Origin of the sequence: Corynebacterium sp. MSK310 (assembly GCF_030227355.1) — a bacterium.
Taxonomy (GTDB): Bacteria; Actinomycetota; Actinomycetes; order Mycobacteriales; family Mycobacteriaceae; genus Corynebacterium; species Corynebacterium rhinophilum.
In genome coordinates, this window is the sequence record NZ_JASPFZ010000010.1 from 58047 (window position 1) to 71629 (window position 13583).

Here is a 13583-nt window from a genome sequence, read left to right on the forward strand (position 1 = left end):
ATGACCGTCGAGATTTCTGATTCCCGCCTGACCAATTCGCTCGCCCAAGGCTGCGGCGAGATTTTAAAGGGCGTGCGCAATGGTGGCCTGCTGCGGGGCCTTTCGCTTGGCGATGCCGGCGATGACGCCGCCCAAGAATGGATCGCCCGCGTATTAGAACAGCACCGGCCCGGCGATGGCGTGCTTTCTGAAGAGGCCTCCGATGACCTTGCCCGGCTAAAAAAGAAGCGCGTCTGGATCGTGGACCCGCTTGACGGCACCAAGGAATTTGCCACCGGCCGCCAGGACTGGGCGGTACACATCGCCCTCGTTGAGGACGGCACCCCGGTCCACGCCGCGGTGGGCCTGCCGGATTACGGCGTGACCTTCAAGTCCTCCGATGTGCGCGCCGTCGCCGGCCCGCTATCCAAGAAGTTCGTCATCTCCCGCAACCGCCCGCCCACGGTGGCCGGCTACATCGCGGAAAAGATGGGCTATGAAACCGAGGGCGTCGGCTCCGCCGGTGCTAAGGCCATGCACGTGCTGCTGGGCGATTATGACGGTTATATTCACGCCGGCGGCCAATACGAATGGGATCAGGCCGCCCCAGTAGGCGTTGCCCTGGCAGCCGGCCTGCACTGCTCCCGTCTCGATGGCAGCCCCATCACCTTCAATAACGAGGACACCTTCATCCCCGATCTGCTCATCTGCCGCCCCGAGCTGAAAGACGAGATTCTGGAGCACGCCGCGGCCTTTGCCGAGGAGAATGGCGGCTTTTAGAGCCCCAACCCATCGGCGAGCCGCGCCACCGATCGGGCATGGAACTCGGCGAACTCGCTCAGCGTATCGCGCCCTAGGTAGCCGAAAACCTCGGCGTTAATCAGCCCGATGATCCTCACCCAGGCCTCCAGCGCCATTTCCATGGCGTCCGCGCTGAGATCGGAGCCCATATCTTTCGCGGCTGCCTCCATATCGGCATCCAGGTGGGGCGAGCGCTGCCTCAGCGGCACTACCGTGGACTGCTCAAGCAAGGCGGCGAGGCGGCGGCTCACTTTGGTGCCCGCTGCTATCGTCTCTGTGGTTGGCGCTTGATAGCCCACAATCGGAGTGCCATAAATCAGGCCCCACCGTTGCGGAAATTCAAGGGCCCACTGCCTCATCGCACCTACGAGGCCAATGAATCGCTCACGCGGTTGCACACTCAGATCATCGTGGCGCGCCACAGCCCCATCTAGGGAGTCAAAAGCATCAACGATGAGGAGGGTTATGAGGCTTGCCCTATCCGGTACGTAGCGGTAAATACCAGAAGGAACGATTCCTAGCTCACGGGCTATGGCCCGTAGGTTCAGCGCCTCTACACCACCACTAGCTAGTTGCTGCCGCCCCAGCTCGATGATGCGGGTCATCGTCTGTTCTCGGGCGCGCTCGCGTGGGGTTTGTGCCATGAGCAAACTATAGCAACTCACAAAAGAGAGCACTGCTCTTGCTTTCGGTGGCCCCGCCCTATATTTTTAGAGAGCACCAGTCACTAATATGAATAGGACTCCGCATAATGAAATTTCTCATCACTGGCGCCGGACCCGTTGGCCGGGCGGTTGCCCGCGAACTCACCGCCCGAGGCCATGAATGCATCATCATGAGCCGCCATGGCTCAGTGCTCGACCTAGGCCCATACGTACAGCACATCACCGGCGATGCCACCCAAAAAGAGTTCTACCCCGCAGACGTCGACGGCATTGTCCACTGCATCCACGCCGCTTATAACGCCGAGGCATGGCGCACGCTCCTCATCCCCGCTGAGGACACAGCCCTCCGCATCGCCGCCGAACGCGCCATCCCCATCGTCTTTCCAGAATCCATCTACGGATTCGATCCGAGCTACGAAACGTTTTCACCCGGTACCCCTTTAACCACATCCAGACAAGGAAAACCCGGTGTGCGCGCTGCGCTCATCAATACCCGCCTCGCTTCACCTGCCCGCGCCGTATCGGTGGTGGCCGCAGATCTATTTGGCCCGGATTCTGGCCCGGGGTGCGTGTATCACCAACTGATCATCGGCAAGCGCATTCCCCTCGCACTCTTCAACGCGCATACCAAGCATTCGGTTACCTACCTTCCGGACTTTGGCCGCGCGCTTGCTGATGCCCTCCTTGACCCCACCAGCCCACCTATCATTTCCGTACCCTGCGCCCCTGCAATTACCCAGGCGGAGTTCGCGCATCTCGCTGGCTGCCGGCACTCGCCCATAACGCTGCGTCCGTGGATGCTCAAGCTTGGCGGGCTCTTTAACTCCGATCTTCATGGACTGTTGGAGATGAGCTACCTGTGGGAACACCCCTCCATTTTGAGCGGTGCCACCGCCCAGTGGGAAGCCACCCCGATCGAGCAGGCCCTGCGAGAAACACTTCGCGCAAGCAGTCCCTCTACCAGCGCCGACAGGAAATAAAAATTCTGACTATCCCCATGGCTTTCTAACGTTCTACACTGGGGCACCATGAGTGATACGTCCACCGCCTCTAGTGCCACTATCAAAACCCCGTATGAGGATCTCCTCCGCCGCGTCCTCGAAGAAGGCACGGCCAAAGGCGATCGCACCGGCACCGGCACGCGCTCCATTTTCGGCGCACAGCTGCGCTATAACCTGGCGGAATCCTTCCCTCTGCTGACCACGAAGAAGGTCTACTTTCGCGGAATCATCGGCGAGCTGCTGTGGTTCCTGCGCGGCGATTCCAATGTGAAATTCCTGCAGGATAATAACGTGCGCATTTGGAACGAGTGGGCCGATGAGAATGGCGATTTGGGCCCGGTCTACGGCGTGCAGTGGCGCTCCTGGCCCACCCCGGATGGGAGCCACATCGACCAAATCCAGCAGGCACTCGACACCTTGAAGAACAACCCAGACTCGCGCCGCAACCTGGTCTCCGCGTGGAATGTATCTGAGCTCAACCAGATGGCGCTTATGCCTTGCCACCTGCTCTTCCAGCTCTACGTGGCCAATGACACGCTGTCGCTGCAGGTCTACCAACGTTCGGCGGATATGTTCCTGGGCGTGCCCTTCAATATCGCCTCTTATGCGGCGCTGACCCACATGTTTGCCCAGCAGGCTGGTCTCAAGGTGGGCGATCTCATCTGGACCGGCGGCGATTGCCATATCTACAACAACCACGTGGAGCAGGTACAGCAGCAACTTTCCCGCGAGCCGCGAGAGTACCCGCAGCTGAAACTCAACAAGGCGAAGGACCTCTTCTCCTATGACTTCGCCGATTTTGCGGTGCAGGGCTACGACCCGCACCCGGCCATCAAGGCGCAGGTGTCGGTCTAATGCTCGGCGCGATCTGGGCGCAGTCCCTGGACGGCATCATCGGCGATGGTGCACAGATGCCCTGGCACGTGCCGGAGGATCTCAAGCACTTCAAGGACGTCACCATGGGCGCGCCGGTCATCATGGGCCGCAAGACCTGGGAGTCCCTCAACCCCAAGTTCCGTCCCCTGCCCGGCCGGAACAATTACGTGCTCTCCTCGCGCGCGCCCGGCACGTGGTCAACTGGTGCTACGGTGGGCAGAACGATGCCCGCGCTTGCCGATGCCTGGGTCATCGGCGGCGGCCAAATCTACACCGCCGCCTTGGACCAGGTGGACCGCATCGAGGTCACTCTCATGGGCGTAAACATCGGCGATATCTATGGCGAAGACGCCGTCTTTGCCCCGGATATCCCCGATACGTTCGGCTTGGCCTACAGCACGGACTGGCTCACCTCAGACAAAGGGCATCTAGAGCTTCCCGAGCAACCGGCCAGCGAGCTCCCCATGAAGTACCGCTTTTTAACTTACGACAGAAAGGACGCAGCCTAATGACTGTACAAGCACCCGAAACCAACGCCGATGTCACCATCTTCTACGCCGACTGGTGCCCATTTTGCGCCAAGCTCATCAAGAACTTGGACCGCACCGAAACCCCATACGAGCTCGTGGACGTAGAAGGCGAGAACGCCGACGACATCAACGAGTGGATCAAGTCCGTCAACGACGGCAACCGCATCATCCCCACCGTCTTGTACTCCGACGGCACTCACGAGACCAACCCGCCCGCATCCTCCGTGCGCAATAAGCAGGAGGAGCTGGCAGGCGCCTAAACCTCATAGCTAAGGCTGCTGGGCCGACCCACACAAACGGCCGCGCACGCAGCCTTTTGGGGCGCACTCGCGCCCCACTGCTATGATGATCCGAGTTGCATGAGCAACATCCCCGCCCCAGTAGCTCAGGGGATAGAGCACGGCTCTCCTAAAGCCGGTGTCGGAAGTTCGAATCTTCTCTGGGGCACCATTGGAGATTGTTCGAACAATTAGATTTGATTGTTCGAACAATCTCCTCAAAACGGCAAAACGCCTCTACCTGTGCAAATAGGAGAGGCGTTTTTGTTGTGCCGGAGCTGTTTCCGGGGTCAGGCCCACACTCCCAAACCCACGACACAAGACACAATCAATGCTAGGTCGTTTCACAGACCAGTACAACTACCCGACCCCCACAAGCCAGCGGCCATAGAGCACGTGTTTGACAATGCGAATTGGGAAATGACACCCATGTGAGACAATCAACCCAATACGGCCCACTCCACCTCAGAAAGGTGACACGATGCCCCACGATGGCAGCAACCCGAAGCAGAATCGCAATCTGGATTGGTTCGGGAAAATACAAAGTGACATCGCAAACAGTGCTGCAGGCTCCAAAGCCCTCGCGCAACAAGTAGCAAACCTGAACACATCCATGAAACTGGGAACGAGCCCCTACATTGACTTCAAAAACAGCGGAGTAATGCAAGCCCTCAGCCAAGCGCAAACAACCACAAACGCTGCATCCGCTTTTCTGAAAATGTACGATGACCAAACTTTCAAAGCTGTCGAAGCAATACGAAGCGGTATGGATATTGGAATCGGCTCTTCAGCATTGGAACAGATGACTGGGGTGCAAACATCAATGGCCGCCTTAGCGAAACTCGGCAATCCCCTACCAGACATTTCTACTCTCGGTGGAATTGGTCAAGTTATCCCACCAAAGAGCATGCCCGCAGGGCTTAACTTCTCAGCCTTGACCCAAGCCGTCAGTGCTGCACAGGCATTAAATGTACAAGCAATCGTTCCACGAGGACTCACCGAGGCTATCAATCAAGCGACCAAGAACCTGACTGCCCCTGAACAGTTGTTGAAACAGATGCAGGGACTGGGATTCTCGCCAGGCGCGCAGGTTGCTCTGAAAGGCTATCCGGCAGCTTTCCCTGATTTTGAGAAGTGCTCCGCAGCATCAACGATTGTTGGTGAACACTACCGTCCGCCGAACATTGACAGCGTTCTACGCCGCTTTGAACGGCTCGAAAAAGAACTCAACCTCGATATCCCAGTGGAAACCGCTGATGATATTGATGACTTGGTTGAGGACGCACAGGCCGTTGAATTCGTTGAGAATCAAATCACTGAAAACGGGACTCTTAAGCCGTCGATTTCACAAGTCCTGTTCGGTTTCAATCTCAATGAACTTACCCTTACTCAATCCGGCAGTCTGGTCACTTTCGGCGGATCAGTTATCGCTTATATGCATCAAGTTCTGGGGACATTGCTTGAAGAAGATGTCACCGCCGCGCGTTTCTTCACGGTTGCAATTATCTATTTCATCCCCGTGTATGGTGCAGCGATGCTCGCAGATGGAGCGTTAGGCAATGGCAAGGATTCGCCTGCTGCGTAGTTGCCATTAGTAGCCGAGTACCCGCCCACCAAAGTTAGGGAACACCTGCGGCGAGAGTGTCAGGAAGTTTGTGCGTGAAGCTCTAATCTAGAAGGAGTTTCACAGATAAACTTCCTGACACTCTCGGAAGCGCTGGCCAACCCACGATACTGCGCGTCAGGCTGTGGCTTACTGGATTGAAGTGGTCTACAACTGTCGGCGCCGGCACTGAAGCCCTCGGGATGGTAAGCCCTGTCGATTTCGAAAATCACATCACCCAAACCAGAAACGAAGAGAAAATCGCTGCCTAACCACTAGGTAGCTCTACTACGTGTCCACGATTTGCGGGCAACCCCATGCAGAGGCGGTACACCTTAGTTCCCTCATATCAATAAATAGTTATTTTATGATCCCTAAAAACCGCTTATCTGCATTCGCCCCCATTAAGGGTAAATCTTCAGATCAAGCTAGAAATACCTTATAAACAGTATTATACGTTTTAGGTAAGCCTTACTTTCCCTACTGTTCATGAATCGAGGTTTACCATGACCCAACAGTCCTCTACGCCCGCACGGAATACAAGCTCATCCAGTGGGTCGACGGCACGTTTAAACACCAGAGATCTCATCAACGCTGGTATCTTTGCTGCACTTTACTTTGTAATCACCTTTGTAACCGGGATGGTCGGATTCGCAGGACCACAATTCATGTTCATTGGCTGGTTCATCGCGGCAATCGCAAATGGAATCGTGCTAGCGCTTTATGCCGCCCGCACGCCCAAAATGGGCGCTTTCACCCTTGTCGGCGGTATTAACGGATTAGCATTCATGCTCACCGGGCACTACTTCTGGACCTTGCTGGGAAGCATAATTCTTGGGTTTATCGCGGATTTGATTATCACAAAAAGCCACCTCGGGATTGCCAAGTCCTTCCCTATTGCCTATGGCGTCTTCTGTGCCTGGGTTTCTTTGCCTTTTATCCCGCTAATCCTGGATACGGACTCATACTACGTCGATATCGCAGACCAAATGGGCCAAGAATACGCCGATGCTATGTCGGATATCTTCCAGCCATGGACCATTGGAGTACTGGCCATTTGTGCGCTCATCGTCGGCTTTATCGGAGGAAAGGTCGGAGTTCGCGTCAGCCGCAAACACTTTGAAAGCGCTGGCCTCCTGTGAGCCTGCGAAAACAGGGCGTGCTTCGTCGACCTTCGATCGATCCACGGACCGTGCTGCTTTCTGTTCTAGTAATCAATGCGGTAGCTCTCAGCCACGGCCACCTACCGACGCTGCTGATTTCTATCGCCTTCAGCTCCATCGCACTAGCTACAGTAAAGCCACACTATGGTCTTATTTGCCTGTGCTCTTTTGCATTATCCTATCTAGGGTATTGGGGCCTTTTACAGCTTCCTGGCTCCACATTTTTCGCTTTTTCGGCGGCAGTTTTTTCGTGGCTAAGCCGTTTTGTCATCAGCATGTCCATCGGCGCATTCGGCTTGCTCACTCTCACACCATCCACGTTGACCTCAGCACTGCGGGACCTGCGTTTACCAGGCTGGGCCACCATTCCACCGGCGGTATTCCTGCGCGTTTTGCCGATCATCGTGGCAGAAGCCAAAGCCATCCGCGATGCCATGGTCCTTCGTGGCCTCCAACCCGGAGTAAAAAGCTGGTTCACACAGCCCACACAATCGTCCGCGATGCTGATCATCCCCTTGTTAGGCGCCGTTGTCCGCGCTGGTGATGAGCTCGCTGCCTCTGCTCTTGTCCGCGGATTGGGAGGACCCACACGTCCAACCACCACCGCCGATCTTTCCTTCAAGCTTGTCGATGCAACTGCAATAGCTGGGTTGGGCCTCGTTGTTGCCTCTGTCTGGCTTCCCACGGAGGTCCACTTATGAACGAACGCAGTATCGCAACCAGTGTAAACGCCCATAACGTTTCTTTTACATATCCATTGGGCGCTCGGCCAGGCATTCAAGGTGTATCTGATGTGTCTTTTTCTGTCTCTCCAGGACAGTGCCTACTGATTACCGGTGATTCCGGATCGGGAAAGTCCACGGTACTCAAGTTGATCAACGGACTCATCCCCCATTTCAATCCAGGAGAGCTACTAGGCACCATCACTATTACAAAGGATGACCAGGCTTTTAACCCTGCGCAGGAACCGCTGTCCCGCGCCATCGAGTTCAGCGCCTCAGTATTCCAGAATCCACGGACGCAGTTTTTCACTGAAAGTGTCAATGCAGAATTAGCCTTCGGGCTAGAAAACCTTGGTATGGATCCCGCAGAAATTGAGTCGAGGATTCAATCAGCGGTCGAGTTGCTAGGCATTAACGATCTTCGGGGCCGGCGATTCAAAGAATTATCCGGTGGACAGTTACAAACCGTGGCATGCGCATGCGCGCTTGTCTCCCCGGGCAGTCTCGTGCTTCTCGATGAACCCACTTCCAATCTCTCCATGGAAAGCATCGATATTCTTGCACGCGTGCTACACCGCTTGAAGGAATTAGGTACAACGATCATTATCGCGGATCACCGCCTCTTTTTCTTAAAAGATATCGCTGACCAAGTTATTTACTTGACTCAGGGAAAAATAGCGCGGAGTTTCCACGCTGAGGAGTTTTATGCCTTAGACGAACCCAAACGCAAACAATTGGGGTTGCGCAGTCTGCACCACGTTCCCCTGCCCGCGAGCGTGCCGGGACCACTCACGCCCGAAAACGCCGATCCCCACTGGAGCGGACTCGAGTTAAGCGATATCCGTTTTTTTATGGCACGCATGAGGTGCTAAACATTGACCACGCATTTTTCCCCAGCGGCGAAGTCACCGCCTTAATCGGGCCCAACGGTGTAGGCAAAACCACCCTCGCCAGGATCATTTGTGGTCTTGCTTCTCCCAAACGCGGCGGTAGTCTCCGTTTGAACAGCAAACGAGTAGGAGCAGCAGCTCGGAGGCGCAGCGCGTACATGGTGATGCAGGATGTTGGCCGCCAGCTATTCGCTGCCACCACCGAAGAAGAGGTCACGCTCGGACTGGCAAAGAAGAAGCGGGACCACATCGATGTCAACGAGATTCTCCATCGCCTCGATCTGGAAGAGATGGCCCAACGGCATCCGCAGTCTCTGTCCGGTGGGCAACGGCAACGCTTAGCCATAGCTTCAGCCCAAGCCGAGCAAGCAGAGGTCTACATCTTCGATGAACCTACCTCTGGGGTGGGCTGGCGCCAACTGCAATCCATCTCTGCGCTGCTTCGCTCTCTTGCAGCAAGCGGCGCAGTGGTCATCGTTATCACCCATGACCACGAATTCATCCAAGAATCAGTCACCAGAATCATCGATATGACTGACATCAACAAGAATTGAGAAAGAAATGTCTGAGGTAAAACAAAGTTCCACAGAATCAAGCGGAACCCACGCGCCAGAATCACACGGTGCGTCACCGGAAGAAGAGGCTCGCGCAAAACAAAAAGCCGGCCAGGTCGCTCTAAAAAAGCTACTGGCCCCAGTGCAAACAACCATCTACTTCGCACAGTTTCTCGCGCTTATATCCTCGGTACTCGCCGTAGCACCCTACGTCGCGTTGGTGGCACTGGGAAATGCTCTAATCGACGGCAATACTGATGACGTCGCGTCCATTGTGAAATGGCTCCTTGCAGCATTTTTGGGCCAGCTATTCTTCTATTTCCTTGCCCTTACGATCACCCACTTCGCTGACGCAAAGCTGGTGGGGATCAACCGGCGCCGAATTATTACCGCTATTGCGAAAGCACCGCTGTCTTGGTTTAGCCAGACTAATTCCGGCAAAGTCCGCAAAGCAGTCGAGGACGATACGCTAACTCTGCACACCCTGACAGCCCATGCTCCTGTAGAGCAAGTTGCCGCAATCTTCACGCCTCTTGCGCTTCTAGTTTATGCCTTTATCTTGGATTGGCGCCTTGGCCTACTTTCTATTGTCACTGTGCCCATTTTCCTAGCAATCCAGGCGTATTCAATGAAAGATATGGGCACAAAAACTGCGGAAATGGACGATTATCTTGGAGAGGTTTCTGCCACTGCAGTGGAGTTCTCCGAAGGTATTTCCGTCGTCAAGGCTTTCGGCACCGTTGGCAAAGCCCACGCTCGGTACCGCGAAGCTGCTAAACAATTCGCTATCTTCTATTACGAGTGGGTACGTCCGCTTCTTCGCGTTAGCGCAATTTCAGAATCCGTGGTGGCGGTTCCCGTGCTCATCCTTATCAATATAGGAGTCGGTTCTCTGCTAATAGCCGGGGACTATGTCACGGTTGCTGAAGTCATCGCCACAACGTTGATTGCACTGGTGATCCCAGGCACGATTCAAACCGTCGGCCGCATGATGTGGTCTTACCAGCTCGCTGGCAATGCGGCGTTGCGCCTCGATGAAGTCATGACAATTTCCCACGTGAATGAAGGCTCAAAGAGCCTCGATGCCAGTAGTCAAGACATGGAGGTGGAATTCCACAAGGTCAGCTTTAGCTACGCCCCAGACACACCAGTCCTCCAAGACTTTTCTGCGCAATTAAACGCAGGCACTGTCACGGCATTGATTGGCCCCTCCGGGTCTGGCAAATCCACAGCAGCAACGATGCTGGCGCGTTTCCAGGATCCAGATTCGGGCACAATCACTATCAACAACGTGGATATCCGTGATCTCACTTTCGACAGTTTGTACCGCACTGTGGCTTTTGTCTTACAAGATCCTCACTTACTGCGCATGAGTATTCGGGAAAACATTCGCCTTGCACGCCCAGAAGCTCGCGATGAAGAGATCTGGCAAGCAGCAGAGGCCGCGCACATAGCTGCTGATATTCGCGCTTTACCAGCTGGGCTCGACACCGTTGTTGGTGAGAACATCTCTTTATCCGGTGGACAACAGCAACGCATTTCTATTGCCCGGGCAATTATTACCAATGCCCCAATCTTGATCCTGGATGAAGCTACTGCGGCAACCGATCCTGACTGCGAAGCAGAAATTCAAGCGGCTCTGGCCACACTCGTAAGAGACAAGACCGTCTTGGTCATAGCCCACAAACCGGAGTCAATCCAAGGCGCAGACCAAATAATCCGCCTCAAGCCTGTGAAGGATAATTCTCATGTCTAATGCCACCACGCCTGCTAGTTCGCGGCTTCGTGATCCGTTACTTACTCGCAGTGTCAAAAAGCTGCAAAGTCCTGTAGGTCATAAGCTCAATAAAAGGCATGCTTGTCTATCGCTTATCGTTGGCGTGCTTGACGGCCTCGCCGTTCTCACGCTCGTGCCACTTACAAAGGCACTCGATGGGGATACGACGATCGCACCATGGATGTGGACGCTTTTGGCAATTGCGCTCGTAGCTTTTGCGCTACGATTTTTCGCAACCATGGCCTCTTACCACACGGCCTTGGATTTCATCCGAACCGCGCACACGACTGTGGGCGATAAATTGGCAACGCTACCGCTCGGCTGGTTCATACCGGCTAATACCGGCGGGCTATCTCGTCTCGTCTCAGATCGTTTTATGGTGGCGGCCGAGACTCTTGCACATACTCAAGGCATGGTGTACCGCGATGGTGCAGCACTTATGACCCTGTTGGTTGGAGCGTGTTTCTGGAATCCGCGGTTGGGATTGGTCTTTCTAATCATCGCACCATTGGCGCTCGTGGTGATGCAGTTGGCTGCATGGATTCGTGAGAAAGCATCGAACCGCGCACTCGGGCCGAGTAAAGAGCTCTCCCAGCGCATCGTAGAATTTGCTAACCGCCAGCCGGCCTTGCGCGCGGCGGGAAAATCACAAGGGTTTGCGCCGCTTGAGCAAGCACTAGAAATCGATCATAAAGCACGGATACGCGAGCTATGGGTATCCACATTAGCTTTGCTACTCAACGGCATAGTAGTGCAGATCTTCATCGTGGCTCTCATTATGGTCTCCGCGGATCTTGCCGTTGAAGGCGCCCTATCGCCACTAGAAACAATTGCGATCATCGGAATCAGCTTGAGGTTTACCCGCACGCTTGAGCAGCTGGGCTCTTGTTTCGTCGGTTTAGACGCAGGCCGTATCGCGCTCGCAGAAACCGAGCTCATCACCGATGCCCCTTCCCTGCCAGAACCCACTACTCCGCGTACAGGAGACGGTTCGGGCAGTGTTGAGCTGCGCAATGTCACGTTTGGGTACGGAGATAAGCCGGTATTGGTCGATGTCGCCTTCCACGCCCAACCGGGCACCGTTACCGCCATTGTCGGTCCTTCTGGCTCCGGAAAGACCACAATTGCGCGCCTTATTTCGCGATTCTGGGATGTAGATTCCGGGACGGTGATGGTTGACGGCGTAGATATCCGCGAGCTTGGAACCGAACAGCTAATGTCCAGACTATCCATGGTCTTTCAGGACGTCTATCTCTTCGATGATTCGCTGATTGCTAATATCCGCGTTGGTCGTCCCGATGCCTCCGATGAGGAAGTCTTCCGCGCAGCTAATCTTTCAGGCGTGACGTCTATTGCCAACCGCCTAGGGTGGCACACTCCGGTTGGTGAAGGAGGACGGCTTCTGTCCGGCGGTGAGCGCCAGCGCGTATCTGTTGCTCGCGCGCTGCTCAAACAAGCGCCGATTGTCCTCTTTGATGAGGCTACCTCCGCACTCGATGCAGAAAATGAGGCAAATATCCTTGCCGCAATGGACGAGCTACGGGAGAAGTCTACTTTTATCGTCATCGCCCATAAGCTGGATACAATTAAATCTGCTGATCAAATCGTAGTCTTGGATGAACACGGGCACGTCAGCCAACTTGGTACCCACGCTGAGCTTTCCGATGTCCCCGGTATCTACCGTCACTTCTGGCAGCAACGCAAAGCAGCACGCGGGTGGAAAATCAGTTCGGGACGCGATTAAAGCGGGCACCGAGATCGGCATTGCTTGCGGGGGCACCCTTCTCCCCCGCAGCACGGCGCACCCGAAGTGCACCAACAAAGCCCAGAGCGAGGAATGCGTTAGCGGCTACGAGCGACCACTGCGCGGCGATGGTCAAGCCCTCGCTTAAGGCCTGCACCACTGCCCCAGACGCACGGTGCTCTGCGTTGCGGAGGCGAACCCAAGGCCCAATCCATACAGGGTCAGCGGCGCGGCGATAATCCAACCATTCGTATCCGGCCCCATAAGCAGGACGAGGATAAGGACGCCGACGGCTTCCAAGCCGAGCCCGATGAGCACGGTGCCGGGTGCCCCGAAACGCGCCGCGACGTGGGGGCTGCTGCACCGGAGAGAATGCACCGATTGCCATGGCTGACAGCGCGAAGCCCACGGCCGAAACCGCGAGCGCCACCGGCACCGGTGAGATGGGCGCGTTTTCTGACCACGTCCAGCCAAAGAAACTGAACGAGGATTGGGGTTCCCACCAGCCTAGGTCGGGCCTCGATAATCGCGAATACCAGGACACCCATTCCGTCAGTGCACCACCGGCGAGCAGTCCGAGCGCTGCAGCCCCAGAAATCACCGCGCCCCACACACCAAAGGCTGCGGCGCGGTACTTGCCACGGAATACGGCATTAACCGTAGAGAGCGTGGACGGCATGATGAATGCGGCGCCGATAGCTTGCACGGCTCGCGCGGAGGTCAAAGGCGGCGGTGGTAGAAAACCCGCCAATACGCTGCCTTCCACAAATATTGTCAGGCCGGTGAGGAAGGCGCGCTTGCGTCCCCAGGTACCCGCAAATCTTGCCCGTCGCAGCAGCAGCGCAGCTAATAGCACCGCATAGAGGCTGTTGACCCACTGCGCCTGCGTCGGGTTAAGCTGCTGGTCAGTGATGACCGAGGGCAATGCCACGCCGACGATAGTGCCATCTAGAACAATGATGCCCAACCCGACGGAAAGAACCGCCAAGCTTATCCAATC

At 55.7% G+C, this 13583-nt stretch carries 12 protein-coding genes, 1 tRNA gene and 1 pseudogene; 12 read left to right on the forward strand and 2 right to left on the reverse strand.

Annotated elements, in window-relative coordinates:
• Positions 1-759: a 3'(2'),5'-bisphosphate nucleotidase CysQ gene (locus tag QP891_RS08325; RefSeq protein ID WP_284770596.1), complete on the forward strand. Its 759-nt coding sequence runs from the start codon at positions 1-3 to the stop codon at positions 757-759.
• Here the strand turns inward: QP891_RS08325 and QP891_RS08330 are convergent.
• Positions 756-1424, reverse strand: coding sequence for a TetR/AcrR family transcriptional regulator (locus tag QP891_RS08330; RefSeq protein ID WP_284770595.1), 669 nt, complete (start codon positions 1422-1424; stop codon positions 756-758). The two genes, QP891_RS08325 and QP891_RS08330, sit on opposite strands and share 4 nt — an antisense overlap.
• A gap of 107 nt (positions 1425-1531) precedes the next feature.
• Between QP891_RS08330 and QP891_RS08335 the strand changes: the two genes are divergently transcribed.
• From QP891_RS08335 to QP891_RS08390, 11 genes and pseudogenes are all read left to right on the forward strand, one after another.
• On the forward strand, positions 1532-2425 hold the full coding sequence (locus QP891_RS08335; protein WP_284770594.1) for a Rossmann-fold NAD(P)-binding domain-containing protein: 894 nt from the start codon (positions 1532-1534) through the stop codon (positions 2423-2425).
• Between the two features lie 48 nt (positions 2426-2473).
• Complete coding sequence (locus tag QP891_RS08340; protein ID WP_284770593.1) at positions 2474-3301, forward strand: thymidylate synthase; 828 nt, start codon at positions 2474-2476, stop codon at positions 3299-3301.
• On the forward strand, positions 3301-3831 hold the full coding sequence (locus QP891_RS08345; RefSeq protein WP_284770592.1) for a dihydrofolate reductase: 531 nt from the start codon (positions 3301-3303) through the stop codon (positions 3829-3831). Before QP891_RS08340 ends, QP891_RS08345 begins: the two co-directional genes overlap by 1 nt.
• Entirely contained in the window at positions 3831-4112 is a 282-nt protein-coding gene (locus QP891_RS08350) for a glutaredoxin domain-containing protein (protein WP_284770591.1), read from the forward strand. Before QP891_RS08345 ends, QP891_RS08350 begins: the two co-directional genes overlap by 1 nt.
• 114 nt (positions 4113-4226) lie before the next feature.
• Positions 4227-4302, forward strand: a tRNA-Arg gene (locus QP891_RS08355).
• Between the two features lie 309 nt (positions 4303-4611).
• Complete coding sequence (locus tag QP891_RS08360; RefSeq protein ID WP_284770590.1) at positions 4612-5715, forward strand: hypothetical protein; 1104 nt, start codon at positions 4612-4614, stop codon at positions 5713-5715.
• A 524-nt stretch (positions 5716-6239) separates the two neighbouring features.
• Positions 6240-6875 carry an MptD family putative ECF transporter S component gene (locus QP891_RS08365; protein ID WP_284785647.1) on the forward strand — a complete coding sequence of 212 codons (636 nt, stop codon included), beginning with the start codon at positions 6240-6242 and terminating at the stop codon, positions 6873-6875.
• A 50-nt stretch (positions 6876-6925) separates the two neighbouring features.
• Positions 6926-7597, forward strand: a complete 672-nt coding sequence (locus QP891_RS08370) for an energy-coupling factor transporter transmembrane component T family protein (protein WP_284770638.1) — start codon at positions 6926-6928, stop codon at positions 7595-7597.
• A pseudogene (locus QP891_RS11860) lies at positions 7594-9062 on the forward strand (ABC transporter ATP-binding protein). Before QP891_RS08370 ends, QP891_RS11860 begins: the two are co-directional and overlap by 4 nt.
• Positions 9063-9069: 7 nt before the next feature.
• Positions 9070-10818: an ABC transporter ATP-binding protein gene (locus QP891_RS08385; RefSeq protein ID WP_284770586.1), complete on the forward strand. Its 1749-nt coding sequence runs from the start codon at positions 9070-9072 to the stop codon at positions 10816-10818.
• Positions 10811-12583 (forward strand): ABC transporter ATP-binding protein, encoded by a 1773-nt coding sequence (locus QP891_RS08390; RefSeq protein WP_284770585.1) that lies wholly within the window; start codon positions 10811-10813, stop codon positions 12581-12583. The genes QP891_RS08385 and QP891_RS08390 overlap by 8 nt, the downstream gene beginning before the upstream one ends.
• Here QP891_RS08390 and QP891_RS08395 read toward each other — a convergent pair.
• Positions 12564-13571, reverse strand: coding sequence for an MFS transporter (locus QP891_RS08395; protein WP_284770584.1), 1008 nt, complete (start codon positions 13569-13571; stop codon positions 12564-12566). The two genes, QP891_RS08390 and QP891_RS08395, sit on opposite strands and share 20 nt — an antisense overlap.
• Positions 13572-13583: the final 12 nt, after the last annotated feature.

What these genes read in the sequence shown, in the direction of transcription:
- QP891_RS08330 (WP_284770595.1), bottom strand. Translation starts at nt 1,424, where the DNA reads ATGGCACAAACCCCACGCGAGCGCGCCCGAGAACAGACGATGACCCGC.
- QP891_RS08325 (WP_284770596.1), top strand. Translation starts at nt 1, where the DNA reads ATGACCGTCGAGATTTCTGATTCCCGCCTGACCAATTCGCTCGCCCAA.
- QP891_RS08345 (WP_284770592.1), top strand. Translation starts at nt 3,301, where the DNA reads ATGCTCGGCGCGATCTGGGCGCAGTCCCTGGACGGCATCATCGGCGAT.
- QP891_RS08390 (WP_284770585.1), top strand. Translation starts at nt 10,811, where the DNA reads ATGTCTAATGCCACCACGCCTGCTAGTTCGCGGCTTCGTGATCCGTTA.
- QP891_RS08340 (WP_284770593.1), top strand. Translation starts at nt 2,474, where the DNA reads ATGAGTGATACGTCCACCGCCTCTAGTGCCACTATCAAAACCCCGTAT.
- QP891_RS08365 (WP_284785647.1), top strand. Translation starts at nt 6,240, where the DNA reads ATGACCCAACAGTCCTCTACGCCCGCACGGAATACAAGCTCATCCAGT.
- QP891_RS08335 (WP_284770594.1), top strand. Translation starts at nt 1,532, where the DNA reads ATGAAATTTCTCATCACTGGCGCCGGACCCGTTGGCCGGGCGGTTGCC.
- QP891_RS08360 (WP_284770590.1), top strand. Translation starts at nt 4,612, where the DNA reads ATGCCCCACGATGGCAGCAACCCGAAGCAGAATCGCAATCTGGATTGG.
- QP891_RS08350 (WP_284770591.1), top strand. Translation starts at nt 3,831, where the DNA reads ATGACTGTACAAGCACCCGAAACCAACGCCGATGTCACCATCTTCTAC.
- QP891_RS08385 (WP_284770586.1), top strand. Translation starts at nt 9,070, where the DNA reads ATGTCTGAGGTAAAACAAAGTTCCACAGAATCAAGCGGAACCCACGCG.